Raw genomic sequence first — 14,459 nt, forward strand, 5'->3', positions numbered from 1 at the left:
CGTGGGAACGGGGCACGACGGACCCGCCGGAGGCGGGCCCGTCAAGTCTAAGCGAACCGCCAGTCTCTCAGATCTTGGAGACCTGGTTGAATGCCAGTTCCACCGGGGTCTCGCGGCCGAAGATCGACACCAGCACCTTGAGCTTCTGGGTGTCGGGGTTGATCTCGCTGACCGTGGCGGGCAGCGTGGCGAAGGGGCCGTCCATGACGGTGACGGACTCGCCGACCTCGTAGTCGACGTCGCTGCGCGGCTCGGCCTCCTTCTTCCCGACCTGCTCCTCCTCGACCTCGGGCTCGGGCGCCAGCAGGTCCGCGACCTCCTGGAGACTCAGCGGGGCGGGACGGTTGGACAGGCCCACGAAGCCGGTGACCCCGGGCGTGTTGCGGACGGCCGCCCAGGACTCGTCGGTGAGATCCATGCGGACCAGCACGTAGCCGGGCAGCACCTTCTCGGTGACCTGCTGCCGCTTGCCGCTCTTGACCTCCGTGACCTCCTGCGTGGGCACCTCGACCTGGAAGATGTACTCCTCCATGTTGAGCGACTGGGTGCGGCTTTCCAGGTTGGCCTTCACCCGGTTCTCGTAGCCCGCGTAGGTGTGCACGACGTACCAATCGCCGGGCAGCAACCGGAGTTCGGCCTTGAATTCCTCGACCGGGTCGAGCTTGGGAGCCTGGGCCTCGGAGGCGTCGCTCTCCCGGGCCTCGACCTCGTCGGCAACCTCAGCAGCTTCCGCCTGCTCGGCACGCGGACCGGTCTCTTCCGCCGACGACTGATCCCGATCCTCGTTGGGGAGGTCGTCAGAGGTCAGTGGGGACTCGGACACGGCTGCTCTTTCTCTCGTCGGATAAGCGCTCACTGCTGGCTTGTGAAAACACAAGAGGCCAGCACTGCCAGCTTATGGTCTCACCGGAGACGATGAGACCGTTCTGACCGTGCCGACCTCGGATGTGCCGAATCAGGCCGCGGGGCCCACCAGGCCGTAGAGCCAGGTGACGCCTTCACCGAAGCCGAAGTTCAGAAGGGACACGTAGCCGATCATGACCAGCACGAACACGATGACCACAATGGTGTAGGTGACGAGTTCGCGCTGGGTTGGCCAGCGAACCTTGCGAAGTTCGGCGACGACCTGCTTGGTGAACGTCACCGGACCGGTACGACGCTTGCGCTCCTTCTCGGGCTTGGCGTCCGTGTCAGTCTGTGTCACCTCAGGTCCTTAGGATCGGGAACACTCTGCTCTCAGAGTCTCACTTGCAGGGCAGGAGGGACTCGAACCCCCAACCGCCGGTTTTGGAGACCGGTGCTCTACCAATTGAGCCACTGCCCTTGGTCGTGCTGGTTACACGATAGCCGGTCCCGGGACGTCACGACCATGACGGAGCACGAGCGTCCGTTATGGACCTGCCATCGGTTGCCAGAGTCTATGCCAATCCGGGGCGGGAACCAACCCGAAATCCGTATTCGCTGGTGAACACGGAGTTTCGGAGAGCGACCCTCCGTGACCTCTCCCCGCCCGTACAAGCCGACCGACACGTGGAGCGGTCGACCCGCGCATGGAACGATGGAACCATGACTGACCGACCTCGTATCTCCGCACGCATCGGCGGCATCTCCGAATCGGCGACCCTGGCGGTGGACGCCAAGGCGAAGGCCATGAAGGCCGCCGGACGTCCCGTCATCGGGTTCGGAGCCGGGGAACCCGACTTCCCCACGCCCGACTACATCGTGGAGGCCGCGGTGGCGGCCTGCCGCGAGCCCCGCTTCCACCGCTACACCCCGGCCGGGGGCCTTCCCGAGCTCAAGGAGGCCATCGCGGCCAAGACGCTGCGCGACTCCGGCTACCGGGTGGAACCGAGCCAGGTCCTGGTCACCAACGGCGGCAAGCAGGCCATCTACGAGGCGTTCGCCACCCTGCTCGACCCGGGTGACGAGGTCATCGTGATCGCGCCGTACTGGACCACCTACCCCGAGTCGATCAAGCTCGCCGGCGGGGTCCCGGTCTACGTGGTCACCGACGAGTCCACCGGCTACCTCGCCGACGTCGAGCAGTTGGAGGCGGCGCGCACCGAGCGCACCAAGCTGCTGGTGTTCGTCTCGCCCTCCAACCCGACCGGCGCGGTGTACCCGCCCGAGCGGGTCCGCGAGATCGGCCGCTGGGCGGCCGAGCACGGGCTGTGGGTGCTCACCGACGAGATCTACGAGCACCTGGTCTACGGCGGCGCGGCGTTCTCCTCGCTGCCGGTCGAGGTGCCCGAACTGGCCGACCGCACCGTGGTGGTCAACGGCGTGGCCAAGACCTACGCCATGACCGGCTGGCGGGTCGGGTGGGTCATCGGCCCCAAGGACGTCGTCAAGGCCGCGGGCAACCTGCAGTCGCACGCCACCTCCAACGTCGCCAACGTCTCGCAGGCCGCGGCGCTGGCCGCCGTCTCGGGCGACCTGTCGGCGGTGGAGGAGATGAGGACGGCCTTCGACCGCCGCCGGCAGACCATCGTGCGCATGCTCAACGAGATCCCCGGGGTGCTGTGCCCCGAGCCGCAGGGCGCCTTCTACGCCTACCCGTCGGTCAAGGAGCTCCTGGGCAGGGAGATCCGGGGCCAGCGGCCGCAGACCTCCAGCGAGCTGGCCACGCTGATCCTGGAGCACGCCGAGGTGGCGGTCGTTCCCGGTGAGGCCTTCGGCACCCCGGGCTACCTGCGGCTGTCCTACGCGCTGGGCGACTCCGACCTGGCCGAGGGCGTGGGCCGCATCGCCAAGCTGCTGAACGAGGCGAGCTGACCCTCCGCTCCGTCCGACGGCGCCGTCACGGTCGGAACCGGGACGCCGCCGTCCGCCACCGCGGTGGCGGACGGCGGCGTCCCCGCGCATCGGGCAGCGCCGGGGAGCGCTTTGCGGCACCCTTGTGTCATGAGACGTCCTATCGACCGACTTCCCAAAGCCCACCTGCACCTGCACTTCACCGGCTCGATGCGGCACACCACCCTCGTGGAGCTGGCCGCCGCGCACGGCGTGCACCTGCCGCACGCACTGGTCGAGGAGTGGCCGCCGAAACTGCGGGCCACCGACGAGCGGGGGTGGTTCCGGTTCCAACGGCTCTACGACATCGCCCGGTCGGTGCTGCAGGCCCCCGACGACCTGTACCGGCTGCTGCTGGAGACCGCCGAGGACGAGCGCGCGGCCGGAACGGGATGGTTGGAGATCCAGGTGGACCCCGGCGGCTACGCGTCGCGTTTCGGCGGGCTGACCGCGACACTGGAACTGGTGCTGGACGCCGCCCGGCAGGCCGAGGCGGCCACCGGGGTGGGCGTCGGCGTGATGGTGGCGGCCAACCGGACCAAACACCCGCTGGACGCCAAGACGCTGGCCCGGCTGGCCGTGCAGTACGCCGGACGCGGCGTGGTGTCGTTCGGGCTGAACAACGACGAGCGGCGGGGGCGGGCGCTGGACTTCGAGGGGGCGTTCCGGATCGCGCGCCGCGCCGGTCTGCTGTCGGCGCCGCACGGCGGGGAGCTGGGCGGGCCGCGCAGTGTCCGCGAGTGCCTGGACCTGCTGGCGGCCGACCGGATCGGACACGGCGTGCGCGCGGTCGAGGACCCCTCCCTGGTGGACCTGCTGGCCGCGCAGGAGGTCACCCTGGAGGTGTGCCCGACCTCCAACGTGGGGCTGGGCGTGGTGGACGACGTCGACCAGGTTCCGCTGCGCCGCCTCTTCGACGCGGGGGTACCGATCGCCCTGGGCGCCGACGACCCGCTGCTGTTCGGCCCCCGCGTGGCCGAGCAGTACCGGATCGCCCGCGAGGTGTTCGGTTTCTCCGACCCCGAACTGGCCGAACTGGCCCGGATGTCCATCCGCGCCTCGGGGGCGCCGGAGGACCGGAAGAAGGAACTGCTGTCGGGTGTGGACTCCTGGCTGGCGGCCCCGGAACCGGCGGCGTGACCCTCCCCGTCCCCTGCGACCGCCGCGGCTCCGGTGCCGCTCCTCGGTGCGCGGTCAGAACAGCAGCGCGCTGAGCCCCTGCCAGGTCATCACGAGGCCGGCGAGGAAGAAGAGGACGGCCGCACCGATCCGGATGGCCTGCTCGGGCAGTCTCTTGCCCAGCAGCATGCCGAGGGCGATGCCCAGGGCGTCGGCCGCGACCATGCCCACGGTGGAGCCGATCCACACCGCGAGCCAGGCCAGGGGGGCCGAGGCGTGGTCCGCGCCGACGGCGATGGTGGCGAGCATGGTCTTGTCGCCGAGTTCGGCGAGGAAGAAGATCGTGGCCACGGTCAGGAGGACCGGTCCCATCCGGCGGGTCGCGGCGCGCTCCTCGTCCCTGTCGGTGAGTTCGTCCCCGCGCAGTGTCCACACGCCGAAACCGAGAAAGGCCAGGCCCGCGACGAGGGAGATCCAGTCGCCGGGCAGCGCCATCCCCAGGACCTCGGCCAGCAGGACGCTGATGCCGTGGACGGCGACGGTGGCCGCGGTGATTCCGAGCAGCACGGTCCGCACCCGGTAGCGGCTGGCCAACGACATCGCCACCAACTGGGTCTTGTCTCCCATTTCGGCGACGAGGATGGCTCCGGTGCTCATGCCCAGAGCGCCGAGAAACGTCATTGGAATTTCTGCCCTTCGTTTCACACCGCCGGGCAGAAGAAAAGCGGACGCCGTTCTTCGACCCGGGAAAACCGACCGGATCGAAGGTCTCGTCCGCCTGGTACCTGCGGTGGCTCGTGTGACCGGGCCCACTTCCGGGTGCGGACCAGTGTGTCGACCACACGGATTGAGGACTACTCCCCCTCGACTGCTCCCACCGTAGTGAGGGAAACAGAAAACGGCAATTCATTGGAATGGCTATTTCCGACCGAACCCGAGGCAAATAAGAAAGTTCGGTACGCCTGACTTTTTTGTTGAGAGGACCGGGGATTTCCGGGCCCCGGGGTCGGGGCCCGGACTCCGGCACCTCCGGTCAGAGCGTGACGCCGACCATCACGGGTTCGTTCACCAGGGTGATTCCGAACACCTCCGCCACGCCCGCGCGCACCTCGCGGGCCAGCGCCAGCAGGTCGGCGGTGGTGGCGCCGCCCCGGTTGGTCAGCGCGAGGGTGTGCTTGGTGGAGATGCGGGCCGGGCCGGTGCCGTACCCCTTGGGGAATCCCGCGTGCTCGATCAGCCAGGCCGCGGAGGTCTTCACCCGGCCGTCCTCGCCGGGGTAGGCGGGCGGGGTCGCCTCCGGACCCAGCAGTGCCGCGACCCGTTTGGTGAAGTCCGCGAACTCGGCGGCGGACAGGATCGGGTTGGTGAAGAAGGAACCGGCGCTGCGGCTGTCGGGGTCGTTCGGGTCGACGACCATGCCCTTGCCCCTGCGCAGGGTCAGCACGGCCTCGCGGGCGTCGGCCAGCGGAACGCGCTCGCCCGTGTCCACCCCCAGGGTGCGGGCGAGTTCGGCGTACCTGACCGGGCGGCTCAGCTTGGACCGGGTCAACTCGAAGGCGACCTCGCACACCACGTAGCGGTCGCGGCCCTTGAAGACGCTGTCGCGGTAGGCGAAACCGCACTCGGCGGCCGGGAGGACGCGGACCCGGCCCTGTTCGCGGTCGTAGACCGTGACCTCGACGATGGTCTGGCTGACGTCCTGGCCGTAGGCTCCGACGTTCTGGATGGGGGTGGAGCCGACCCGGCCGGGAATGCCGGAGAGGCACTCGACGCCGGACAGCCCCTCGGCCACGCAGCGTGCCACGAACGGCTCCCACTCGACTCCGGCGTCCGCGCGCACCAGCACCGTGTCGCCGTCGACGTCGGTGTGGGAGACGCCGGAGGAGTCCACGTAGACGACCGTGCCCGCGAAGCCCTCGTCCGCCACGACCAGGTTGCTGCCGCCGCCCAGCACCAGCAGCGGCACCCCCTCGCGGTCGGCCTCGCGGACGGCGTCGACCAGTTCCTCCGTGCTGGCTGCGGACCGGAAGAGAGCGGCGGGGCCGCCGAGACCCAGCGTGGTGTACTCGGCGAGCGGCACGTTGCGGGCGGAAGCGGTGGACACGGTGGCACCTCTGGTGAGTGGAAGTGGAAACGGTCCCGTGCCGCGGCCGACCCCGGGCGGGCGGCACGGGACCGGCGCGGTCAGGCCAGGCGCACCACGGCGGTGGAGCGCGCCAGGACCTTGGCTCCGGCGGAGCGGGCCGTGATGGCGACGACGACCTGGTTGTTGTCGAGTTTCTTTGTGACGGTTCCGCCGACCACGAGTTCGGCGCCGGTGTCGTCGTCGGGAACGACCACGGGAGCGGAGAAGCGGACCCCGTACTCCACGATCGCTCCGGGGTCGCCCACCCAGTCGGTGACCAGACGGCCCGCCTGGGCCATGGTGAACATGCCGTGGGCGATCACGCCGGGCAGACCCACCTCGCGGGCGACCCGCTCGTTCCAGTGGATCTCGTTGAAGTCGCCGGAGGCCCCGGCGTAGCGGACCAGGTCACGGCGGCGTACCGGGTAGGTCCGTTCGGGCAGCTCGGTGCCCACCTCGACGTCGGCGTACCGGACAGCGGTCATCTGGGCTGCTCCTTCTCACTTCTCGGCCGGGGCGGCGCTGCGCACGACGAGCATGTTGACCGAGGTGACGACGTGCTCCCCGGCCACGGTGGCGATCTCGCTGTCCAGCGTGAGCATCTCGTTGCCGCCCAGCGCCTTGATACCGGTGATCGTGGTCCGGCAGGTCACCAGGTCCCCTGCCTGGAGGGGGCGGCTGTAGCGGAAGCGCTGGTCCCCGTGCACCACCCGGGAGAAGTCCAGTCCGAGTTCGGGGTCGGCGACGGCCTGTCCGACGCCCTCCATGCCCAGGATGACGGGGAAGGTGGGCGGCGCGATGACGTCGGTGTACCCGGCCTCCTTGGCGCGGGCGGGGTCGCGGTAGAGCGGGTTGGGGTCCGAGATCGCGTCCGCGAACTCGCGGATCTTGACGCGGGTCACCTCGTAGGGTTCGGGGAGTTCGTACACCCGTCCCAGATAGTCGCGGTTGATCGCCATCGACGTCCTTTCCACACCGTGTGCGTCTCATCATGCCGGGTCGCGCGCGGTGACCGGAACAGCGCCAACACACCGGTAGCCCAGTGAGCGGGAGTGCTCACTGGGCTACCGGGAAGTCCAGACCGTGTCCGGTCGGAACCTGGGGAATCCACCGCGACCGCTGGGGGTGGGCCGCTCCGCCCGCCTCTGGTGTCGACGGTCGGCGGAGCGCTGCCTAGCGGGTTTCCTTGTGCTCCCGATGCGTGCGGCAGTTCGGGCAGTACTTCCTCAGCTCAAGGCGGTCGGGGGTGTTCCGACGGTTCTTGCGCGTGATGTAGTTACGGTGCTTGCACTCCTGGCAGGCCAGGGTGATCTTCGGCCTCACGTCGGTGGCAGCCACGTTGGAGTGCCTTTCTCACTGAACAACAGACGGACACTGAAAAAAACCCGCGGGAACCCCGGTGTACCAGGGGATCTCGCAGGTAGTAGCGGAGGCCGGACTTGAACCGACGACACAGCGATTATGAGCCGCTTGCTCTACCGACTGAGCTACTCCGCCTAGAGCCGGGAATCCGTACTCATCTGCGATGATACCGGACCCCGATCAGACCGGCGGCCGAATCGTCCGCCGACCGACCACCTGAGTGGATCGGATCTCAATCAAGTGGTGGAGCCCCTTTACGGAATCGAACCGTAGACCTTCTCCTTACCATGGAGACGCTCTGCCGACTGAGCTAAAGGGGCACGCTCCTGCGGCTTCCCCCCTTTCGGGGTTCCGCCCTTCGCGTTGACTCGAATATACATGGCTTCCGGGGTGCTCTGCCAACTCGAAACCGTCCTGGGCCCCGCGGCCGGCCTCCCGCCGTCTCAGTCCGCCACCCAGACGTTGGACATGGCGTCGCGCTGGATGGTCCGGATGGTCGCCGCAAGACCGAGTCTGCGCAGCGCGTCGGGCAGGCGGGTGTCGTGGGTGAAAACGACGAGCTGGCGGTGGCGTCCCACCTCGGCCAGCACCGCGGCCAGCCCTTCCACGGTCTCGGTGTCCATCGCCTGGACGGGGTCGTCCAGCAGCAGGAAGCCGAACGGGTTGCCCGGCACCAGGGTGCGCGGCAGGCAGATGGACAGCGCGAGGGCCTGGAACTCGCCCTGGCTGAGCAGCCCGGGCGCGCTGTCCGGCCCGTCGGTGCCGTCCACGCTGACGTCGACCGCGACCCGCCGCTGCGCCCCCCTGCCGACCAGACGCAGCGACGCCAGGTCGATGTGCCGCTCCTGACGCAGCCGCGCCCACACCTTCTCGGCCTGGGCGGCCAGGGGGTTCAGCCGCTCGGCGCGCATCTCGCGGGCCACCGCGGTGAACCACTCGAGGGCCTGCCGGGCCGGTTCCAGCCTCCGGTGCGCCGTGAGCGCCTCACGCGCGTCCTCGACCCAGGCGCCCAACTGCTCGGCGAGTCCGGCCCATCCGTCGGTGGGGTCGGTGAGGCGCTCGGTGGCGGCCTTGCGCGCGGCGATCGCGGCCGAGCGCAACCGCCGCCCCTGGGTCTCGATGTGCGCGGCCAGTTCCGCCAGGTCGGTGATCTCGGCCCCGGCCGCCCAGTCGGCCCAGATCCGCCCCAGTTCGCTGTCCGGCGGCAGCCACGAGGGCGGCGGCGCCATGAGGAAGCGCGCCTGGTCTCGGGCGTCCTCCGCGCGCTGGTAGGCGGCGGCGGTGCTCGCGGCGACCGGCTCCAGCCGGGCGATCTCGGCGCGGGCCCGGTTCACCCAGGCGGGCCCCAGCGCGTTGTGGGCGCCGCAGGTGGGGCAGTCGGTCTCGGCGGGGTGCCGCTCGTGGTGGTCGAGGGCCTGCCGCAGCAGTTCGACCACGCCGCGCGCCCGGTCCCCCTTGGTGCCCGCGGCCATGGCGATCTCCATCGCGGCCCCGCGCAACTCACTGACCACGTCGTTGATGAGGGAGCGCTCGGGCACCGCCAGGCGGCGCAGGCGGCGCAGCACGACCTGCTGGGCGGGGTCGGCGGGTCCGTCGTCGGCGGCGATGGCGGAGAGTCGGTCGAGGTCGAGGGAGGACGCGGTCAGCAGTTCGGCGGCGGAGCGCGCCCGGGGATCGGCGCTGGCACGCAACTGGTCCAGCAGGTAGGGCAGGTCGCGGGCGGGCCGCTGCTCGGTCTTGGCGAGCTTGTCGCAGGCCCGGGCCAGGCGGCGTTCGGTCTCGGCGAGTTCGTTCAGGCCGAGCAGCGCGGTCAGGGTGTCGTACAGTTCGGCCGACCGCCCGGTGACGGTGCGTCCCAGTTCGTCGTAGGAGAGGAACGGCCGGTACCTGGAGAGGTCCTCGCCCCAGCCGAGGCTGGCCAGGCTGCCGGTCTCGCCCGTGGGCAGGACGACCTCGCCGCGTGCGGAGCGGACGCTGTCGCCGGTCCAGACGCGGGTGACCCGGGTGGTTCCGGGCTCCCCGGCGCGCTGGAGTTCGACGGTGACCTCGGTGACGTCGTCGAAGTGCAGGTTGCGCCAGCCGTCGCGCCAGGCCGCGGGCATGCCGTCCCAGCGCAGGTTGCGTCCGGTCAGCGCGGCCTCGACGGCCTCGGCGAAGCTGGACTTGCCGGAGCCGTTGCGGCCGACGATCACGGTCAGGCCGGGACCGGGCGGGAACTCGAGGGTGGCGGCGCGTCCGATGCCGCGGAAGCCCTGGACCCGGATCCGGTTGAGATAGCAGCGGCGGAAGTTCCGTGCCGGCGTGACCGGTTCGGGGGGCGGGTAGGGCAGGTCGATGCTCTCCCCGCGGGCGCAGGCGGCCAGGGCGTCGTCGCCGTGGGTGGCCGCGACCACCCACTGGCGCGCCACAGGGTCCAGTGGTGATCGGGACAGCCGGTCCCACAGGACTCCGGTCTGGGAAGACGCCGTCTGCCGCCCCGGCTGGTCCGCGGAGAATCCGTGCTGGGAGGTCGTCACCGTCGTCACAACACCTGCTCCGTTCGTGGCCTCGCCTTTGCAGATTAGGACAGATGGGGCGAATTACGTAGCGATCGCCGACTTTCGGCGGCGGGGCGGACGCGGTGTACCGCTTCCGCTCCGCCGCCACGGCCCTCCCGCTGCCCCGATCGACAACAGACGTGGCCGATATCACACTCCGTTGAGGCGGCGTCGGTTGCCGTCCCAGGTGAAGTGCAGGGTGGCGATCCCGGGTTCGGCGGGGTCGCGCAGACACTCGTAGATGTTGAGCCGGGGAACGCTCGGGAAGCATCCCCAGACGCGTTCGGAGGTGAGCACGAAGTCGAGGTCGAGTTCGACGAGCATGCCGAGGAGCCGACCGTGGGTGGGTTCGTCGACCTTGGCGAAGGCGTCGTCGAGCAGGATGAGTCGGGGGGTCTGCGGCGCGTCCAGCGCCAGCGCGCTGAACTGGGCCGCCGCGGCGGCGAACAGCACCAGGTAGGCGATGACCCGCTGCTCCCCCTGGCTGAGGGCGGTGCGGTGGGTGAGACGGCGTTCGCGTTCGGGATGCGCGGCGTCGGTGACGTAGACGGTGAAGGCGAACCAGGAGCGGTAGTCCAGGGCGGCACGCAACTGTGCCCCTCCGGTGGCGGTGGGATCGAGGCGGCGGATCGCCTCGATGCAGCGGCGCAGGGCGTCGCGCAGGCGGGTGGTCTCGACCCGGGTGCGCTTCTCGGCGGGGCGGCTCAGCAGCGGCACCACCGCGTGGATGTCCTCGTCGGCGTCGGGGGCGAGTGTCCAGTCCAGGCGGACCCCCAGCCCCTGGGAGGTGGTGACCTCGCCCAGGACGCTGTTCATGGCGGCGATGAGTTCCCGCGCCTCGTCGATCTGGCGGGACAGGTGCCCGGCGAGTTCACCGAGGAGATGCCGTTCGTAGGCCTCCTCCTCGCGCACGGCCGCGGTCTCCTCGGCCTCGGCGATGGCCTCGCGCAGCCGTTCGGCGTAGTCGACGATGTCGTGCGCGCCGTGGTCGTCGTGGATGGTGACCCGCTTGACGCCCGCGGGCTCGGCGAGCTCGGTCCGGGCGCCGAGGGCGGGGGCGGCGGCCAGGCCGCGGTGCAGCTCCTCGTGGCTGCGCAGGATTCCGCTGTCGTCGATGTCGGAGTCGGCGGGGTCGAGCCCGGCCTCGACCGCGGTGACCAGGGCGTCGAGGTTCCTGACGCGTTTGGTCAGTTCGTCGCCGTGTTCGGGGTCGCTCTCCGTCTCGTCGTAGGCGGCGACGGGTCCTCCGGGCGCGGCGAGGTCGAGAAGCCCGGCCGCGGCGAGCAGCCCCCGGTCGACCTCTCCGGACGGGGCGGCGAGCACGGCCCGCAGGCGGGCTCCGGCGGCCAGGGCGCGGCGGGCCTGCTCGGCCCGTTCGACGGTGGCGGCGCCGTGCCGGGTCTCCGCCGCGACCCGCTCGTCGCGGGCCCGCTGGGCGTCGCGTTCGAGTGCGGGCAGGGCCTCGTCGACCGCGCGGGCGCGGGCGCGCACCTGGGCGACGGCGGTCTCGACCTGGGCCGGGTCGGCGACGCGGGCCCGGTCGGTGAGCTCGGTCTCGCGGCGGACGGTGATCATGTCGTTGATGGCGGCGCCGGCCGCGTCCTCCGCGACGACGCGGGCCTCGCGGGCGCGTTGCCAGTCGGCGACGTGCTGCCGGTAGTCCTCCAGGCGGCCCGCGAGGATTTCGAGGTCGCGGTGGGCGGCGGAGATCTGCACGCGGAGCATGCCCAGGGAGCCGCGGATCTTGGCGAGTTCCTCGTAGTGGGCGGGCAGGCGGTGTTCCAGCGCGGGTTCGACGAGGGCGGCGCGTTGGGCGAGCGCCGTGGTGCGGGCGGCGTCGGCGGCGGCGCGGGCCGCGGTGTGGTCGCGGACGGCGGCGGCGAGCCAGGCGCGGGCGTCGTCGAGGACCGCCCAGGCCGCGACGAGTTCGGCGCCCGAGGGCACGGAGCGGTTGATCCGCAGCAGGCTCTCGTGCCGGTTGTCGATTCCCGCGCGGCGCTCCTGGGCCTCGGCGAGCAGCGCCTCGGCCATCTCGATGCGCCGCTCCGCCTTGGCCCGGTGGCGCTCCAGGGCCTGGGCGCGGGCCGCCTCGCCGATGTACTCGGCGGCGGCCTTGTGGTGGGATCCGTGGGCGACACCGAGCCGCCAGCGTCCGTCGAGGGAGACGTAGTTCTCCGGGCGGCGGCGGGGGCCGGTGGTGCTGTGGAACCAGGAGGTCTCGGACTGGGGCTGCTGGTCGTCCTCCTGGTCGGCGTGGAGCCGGACGGAGGAGAGGATGGCGACGACGGTGCTGCGGCTGATCTTCGGGGCGTCGGACTGTTCGAGTGGGACGAGGACGTCCAGGAGGGTGCGGCCGCGCAGTGGTTCGGCGGGGCTGAGCAGCAGGTCGCGGGTGTTGTGGTCGACGACGGTGCCGTCGGGGGTGATGAGTCCGGAGAGGAGGCCGGACGCCTCCAGGGCCGCTTCGAGTCCGGCACGCTCCTCGGAGGAGAGGTGGTCGGTGAAGTCGACCGCGAGGTACAGGGGGACTCCGGCGTCGGGGTCGCGCGGCGCGGTGGCCCAGGCGGGGCGGGGCGCGGTGACGGGCGCGGCGTCGTCGGCGCGGCGCTCGGCGAGCTCGTCGAGTTCGGCGGCGAGGTCGCGTTCCTCACCGATGGCCGCGTCCCGTGCCTCGCGTACCCGGTCCAGCAGTGGCTCGACGATGGCGTGGGCGTCGCGGGCGACGGTTTCGGGCAGGGCCGAGGGCAGGACCCGGAAGTCGTCGTCGAGTGGGGGCTCGACGCTCTCCTCCAGGGCGTCCAGGGCGGCGTCGATGTCGGCGTCGGGTGCCGCGGCGCGCAGTGCGTTGCACCATTCGCGCACGTCGGCGGCGTAGTCGGTGCTGGCCTCGCGGACCTTCTCGATGGCGGCGTGCTCGCGTTCACGGGCGCGTTCGACGTGGTTGTCGGCCCACTCCGCCTCGCTGTTGAGGTCGGCTTCGCGGCGTTCGGCCGTCTCGAGTTCCAGCGCTCGCCGGTAGAGGTCGGCGACGGTGGCCTCGCGTTCGGCCGCGGCGGCGTCGGCACGGCCGAGCCGGTCGTGCAGTTCGGCGAGCCTCCTGCGCAGGGCGGTGACCTCGATCCCGGGCACGGGCGGGCGCTCGACGGCCTGTTCGAGCCCCTCGAGGTTCACCTGGGTGGTGCTCTCGCGCGGGGCGAGGGTGACGCGGACGGTCTGCGGGACCTCGCCCAGGGTGGCGGGGTCGATTCCGGAGGCGCGTGCGGCGTCGCGCAGGCCGATGTGGAGGCGGCGCAGGCTGCCGATGCCGCGTTCGACGGCCGCGGTGTCGGTGGCGAGGCGGCGGCGGGCCTGGGCCTCGGCGGTGCGGGCGTACTCGCCGGCGACCCAGGCGGCCTCGGCGGCCCGGATGTAGGCCGACACGGCGGCGTGGCGGGCCTCGCGTTCGGCTCCGGTGGGCCCGTCCGCGGTCTGCGCCGCGCCCGCGCTCAGTGTCGCGGCGTCGGACTCGGCGGTGTCGCGGCTGCGGCGCAGGCGGTCGCGTTCCTCCTGGGCGCTGCTCTCGGCGGAGACCAGGGAGTCGAGTTCGGACTCGAGTCGGGCGAGTTCGGTGTCGCGCTCCTCGAAGGCGGTGATCTGGGCACGCACGGTCTCCGCCTGCTCGCGCAGAACACCGTGCAGGTAGCCGCGGTAGTCGCCGAGGAAGGCGGTGGCGTGCTCCTGTGCGGTGCGCAGGGCGGCCAGCCGGGCGCGGGCGCCCTCCAGGTCGGTGATGTTGCGGGCGACCTCGTCGAGGATGGCGTCGTCCATGGGCGGCAGCGCCTCGGAGAGCACGGACACGAGTTCGCCCGCTTCGAGGCGTTCGCCGACGGTGGGACGGCGCAGTCGGTAGAGCAGGTGGACGAGGTTGCGGTACCGCATGGGGTCGTTGAGGCCGAACAGGTCGCGCATGACCCGGGTGCGGTAGCCGAGCGCGGTGTCGTAGCAGTTGTCGGGGCCGACGGCGGCGCGGAGGCGTTCCACCGACAGGGGGCGGTCGCCGTCGACGAGGACCAGGTCGTCGCCGACACGGCGGTCTGTGACGAAGAACACCGCGCGCGCCTCGGGATGGTCGGGCACGGCGATGACGGCGGCGCCGAGGGTGCGCCGCTGCGGTCGGCCCTCCTCGCCGCGTCGGACGAACTCGACCCACAGGTAGCCCAGGCTGGTGTCGCCCGCCTCGGCGGTGGCGGTGTCGCCGGTCTCGGTGGCGGTGCGTCCCTCGAGCATCAGCCAGCGCAGGCTGGTGCGGCTGGTCCCGGTGGTGTCGAGGCGGCGGGCGTCGCCGTCGAGGAGGAAGGGCAGCAGCATCTCCAGCGCCTTGGACTTGCCCGCTCCGTTGCGTCCGCGCAGCAGCAGGCGTCCGTCGGCGAACTCGAAGACGTGGTCGTCGTACTGCCAGACGTTGTGGATTCCGGCGCGTTCGAGCCGGTAGCGCTTGGGGAGGGTCGTGTCCTGTCGGTTCATCGGCCGTCCTCCGCTCCGTA

General features: G+C 71.3%; 11 protein-coding genes and 3 tRNA genes. 2 read left to right on the plus strand and 12 right to left on the minus strand.

Annotated elements, in window-relative coordinates:
• Positions 1-67 precede the first annotated feature (67 nt).
• The 3 genes from nusG to NI17_RS16380 all read right to left on the minus strand — a co-directional run bounded on the left by nusG (position 68) and on the right by NI17_RS16380 (position 1,324).
• Complete coding sequence (nusG, locus tag NI17_RS16370) at positions 68-823, minus strand: transcription termination/antitermination protein NusG (RefSeq protein WP_068688252.1); 756 nt, start codon at positions 821-823, stop codon at positions 68-70.
• A 132-nt stretch (positions 824-955) separates the two neighbouring features.
• Positions 956-1,204: a preprotein translocase subunit SecE gene (secE, locus tag NI17_RS16375; RefSeq protein WP_068688250.1), complete on the minus strand. Its 249-nt coding sequence runs from the start codon at positions 1,202-1,204 to the stop codon at positions 956-958.
• Between the two features lie 47 nt (positions 1,205-1,251).
• A tRNA-Trp gene (locus tag NI17_RS16380) sits at positions 1,252-1,324 on the minus strand.
• A gap of 242 nt (positions 1,325-1,566) precedes the next feature.
• Between NI17_RS16380 and NI17_RS16385 the strand changes: the two genes are divergently transcribed.
• Positions 1,567-2,775, plus strand: a complete 1,209-nt coding sequence (locus tag NI17_RS16385; protein ID WP_068688248.1) for a pyridoxal phosphate-dependent aminotransferase — start codon at positions 1,567-1,569, stop codon at positions 2,773-2,775.
• Between the two features lie 129 nt (positions 2,776-2,904).
• A complete protein-coding gene (locus tag NI17_RS16390) occupies positions 2,905-3,933 on the plus strand; it encodes an adenosine deaminase (protein ID WP_068688246.1) in 1,029 nt (342 codons plus the stop codon).
• 54 nt (positions 3,934-3,987) lie between these two features.
• Here NI17_RS16390 and NI17_RS16395 read toward each other — a convergent pair whose 3' ends face one another.
• From NI17_RS16395 to NI17_RS16435, 9 genes are all read right to left on the minus strand, one after another.
• Positions 3,988-4,593 (minus strand): TMEM165/GDT1 family protein, encoded by a 606-nt coding sequence (locus tag NI17_RS16395; RefSeq protein WP_068688244.1) that lies wholly within the window; start codon positions 4,591-4,593, stop codon positions 3,988-3,990.
• 352 nt (positions 4,594-4,945) lie between these two features.
• Positions 4,946-6,016 (minus strand): UDP-N-acetylmuramate dehydrogenase, encoded by a 1,071-nt coding sequence (locus NI17_RS16400; protein WP_068688242.1) that lies wholly within the window; start codon positions 6,014-6,016, stop codon positions 4,946-4,948.
• A gap of 80 nt (positions 6,017-6,096) precedes the next feature.
• A complete protein-coding gene (locus NI17_RS16405; RefSeq protein WP_068688240.1) occupies positions 6,097-6,522 on the minus strand; it encodes a MaoC family dehydratase in 426 nt (141 codons plus the stop codon).
• Between the two features lie 15 nt (positions 6,523-6,537).
• On the minus strand, positions 6,538-6,996 hold the full coding sequence (locus NI17_RS16410; RefSeq protein ID WP_068688238.1) for a MaoC family dehydratase N-terminal domain-containing protein: 459 nt from the start codon (positions 6,994-6,996) through the stop codon (positions 6,538-6,540).
• 214 nt (positions 6,997-7,210) lie between these two features.
• Positions 7,211-7,375: a 50S ribosomal protein L33 gene (rpmG, locus tag NI17_RS16415; RefSeq protein WP_083948166.1), complete on the minus strand. Its 165-nt coding sequence runs from the start codon at positions 7,373-7,375 to the stop codon at positions 7,211-7,213.
• Positions 7,376-7,461: 86 nt separating this feature from the next.
• Positions 7,462-7,534 (minus strand) — tRNA-Met (locus NI17_RS16420).
• Positions 7,535-7,643: 109 nt separating this feature from the next.
• Positions 7,644-7,719 (minus strand) — tRNA-Thr (locus tag NI17_RS16425).
• A gap of 123 nt (positions 7,720-7,842) precedes the next feature.
• Positions 7,843-9,915 carry an ATP-binding protein gene (locus NI17_RS16430; protein WP_084012421.1) on the minus strand — a complete coding sequence of 691 codons (2,073 nt, stop codon included), beginning with the start codon at positions 9,913-9,915 and terminating at the stop codon, positions 7,843-7,845.
• 171 nt (positions 9,916-10,086) lie between these two features.
• Positions 10,087-14,439, minus strand: coding sequence for a TIGR02680 family protein (locus NI17_RS16435; RefSeq protein WP_243597528.1), 4,353 nt, complete (start codon positions 14,437-14,439; stop codon positions 10,087-10,089).
• Between the last annotated feature and the right edge of the window lie 20 nt (positions 14,440-14,459).

The sequence above is a fragment of the Thermobifida halotolerans genome (assembly GCF_003574835.2).
GTDB classification, from domain to species: domain Bacteria; phylum Actinomycetota; class Actinomycetes; order Streptosporangiales; family Streptosporangiaceae; genus Thermobifida; species Thermobifida halotolerans.

Excerpts from the sequence above, each read along its gene's own strand:
- NI17_RS16385 (WP_068688248.1), top strand. The coding sequence starts at position 1,567 with ATGACTGACCGACCTCGTATCTCCGCACGCATCGGCGGCATCTCCGAA.
- NI17_RS16390 (WP_068688246.1), top strand. The coding sequence starts at position 2,905 with ATGAGACGTCCTATCGACCGACTTCCCAAAGCCCACCTGCACCTGCAC.
- NI17_RS16395 (WP_068688244.1), bottom strand. The coding sequence starts at position 4,593 with ATGACGTTTCTCGGCGCTCTGGGCATGAGCACCGGAGCCATCCTCGTC.
- NI17_RS16405 (WP_068688240.1), bottom strand. The coding sequence starts at position 6,522 with ATGACCGCTGTCCGGTACGCCGACGTCGAGGTGGGCACCGAGCTGCCC.
- NI17_RS16410 (WP_068688238.1), bottom strand. The coding sequence starts at position 6,996 with ATGGCGATCAACCGCGACTATCTGGGACGGGTGTACGAACTCCCCGAA.
- NI17_RS16435 (WP_243597528.1), bottom strand. The coding sequence starts at position 14,439 with ATGAACCGACAGGACACGACCCTCCCCAAGCGCTACCGGCTCGAACGC.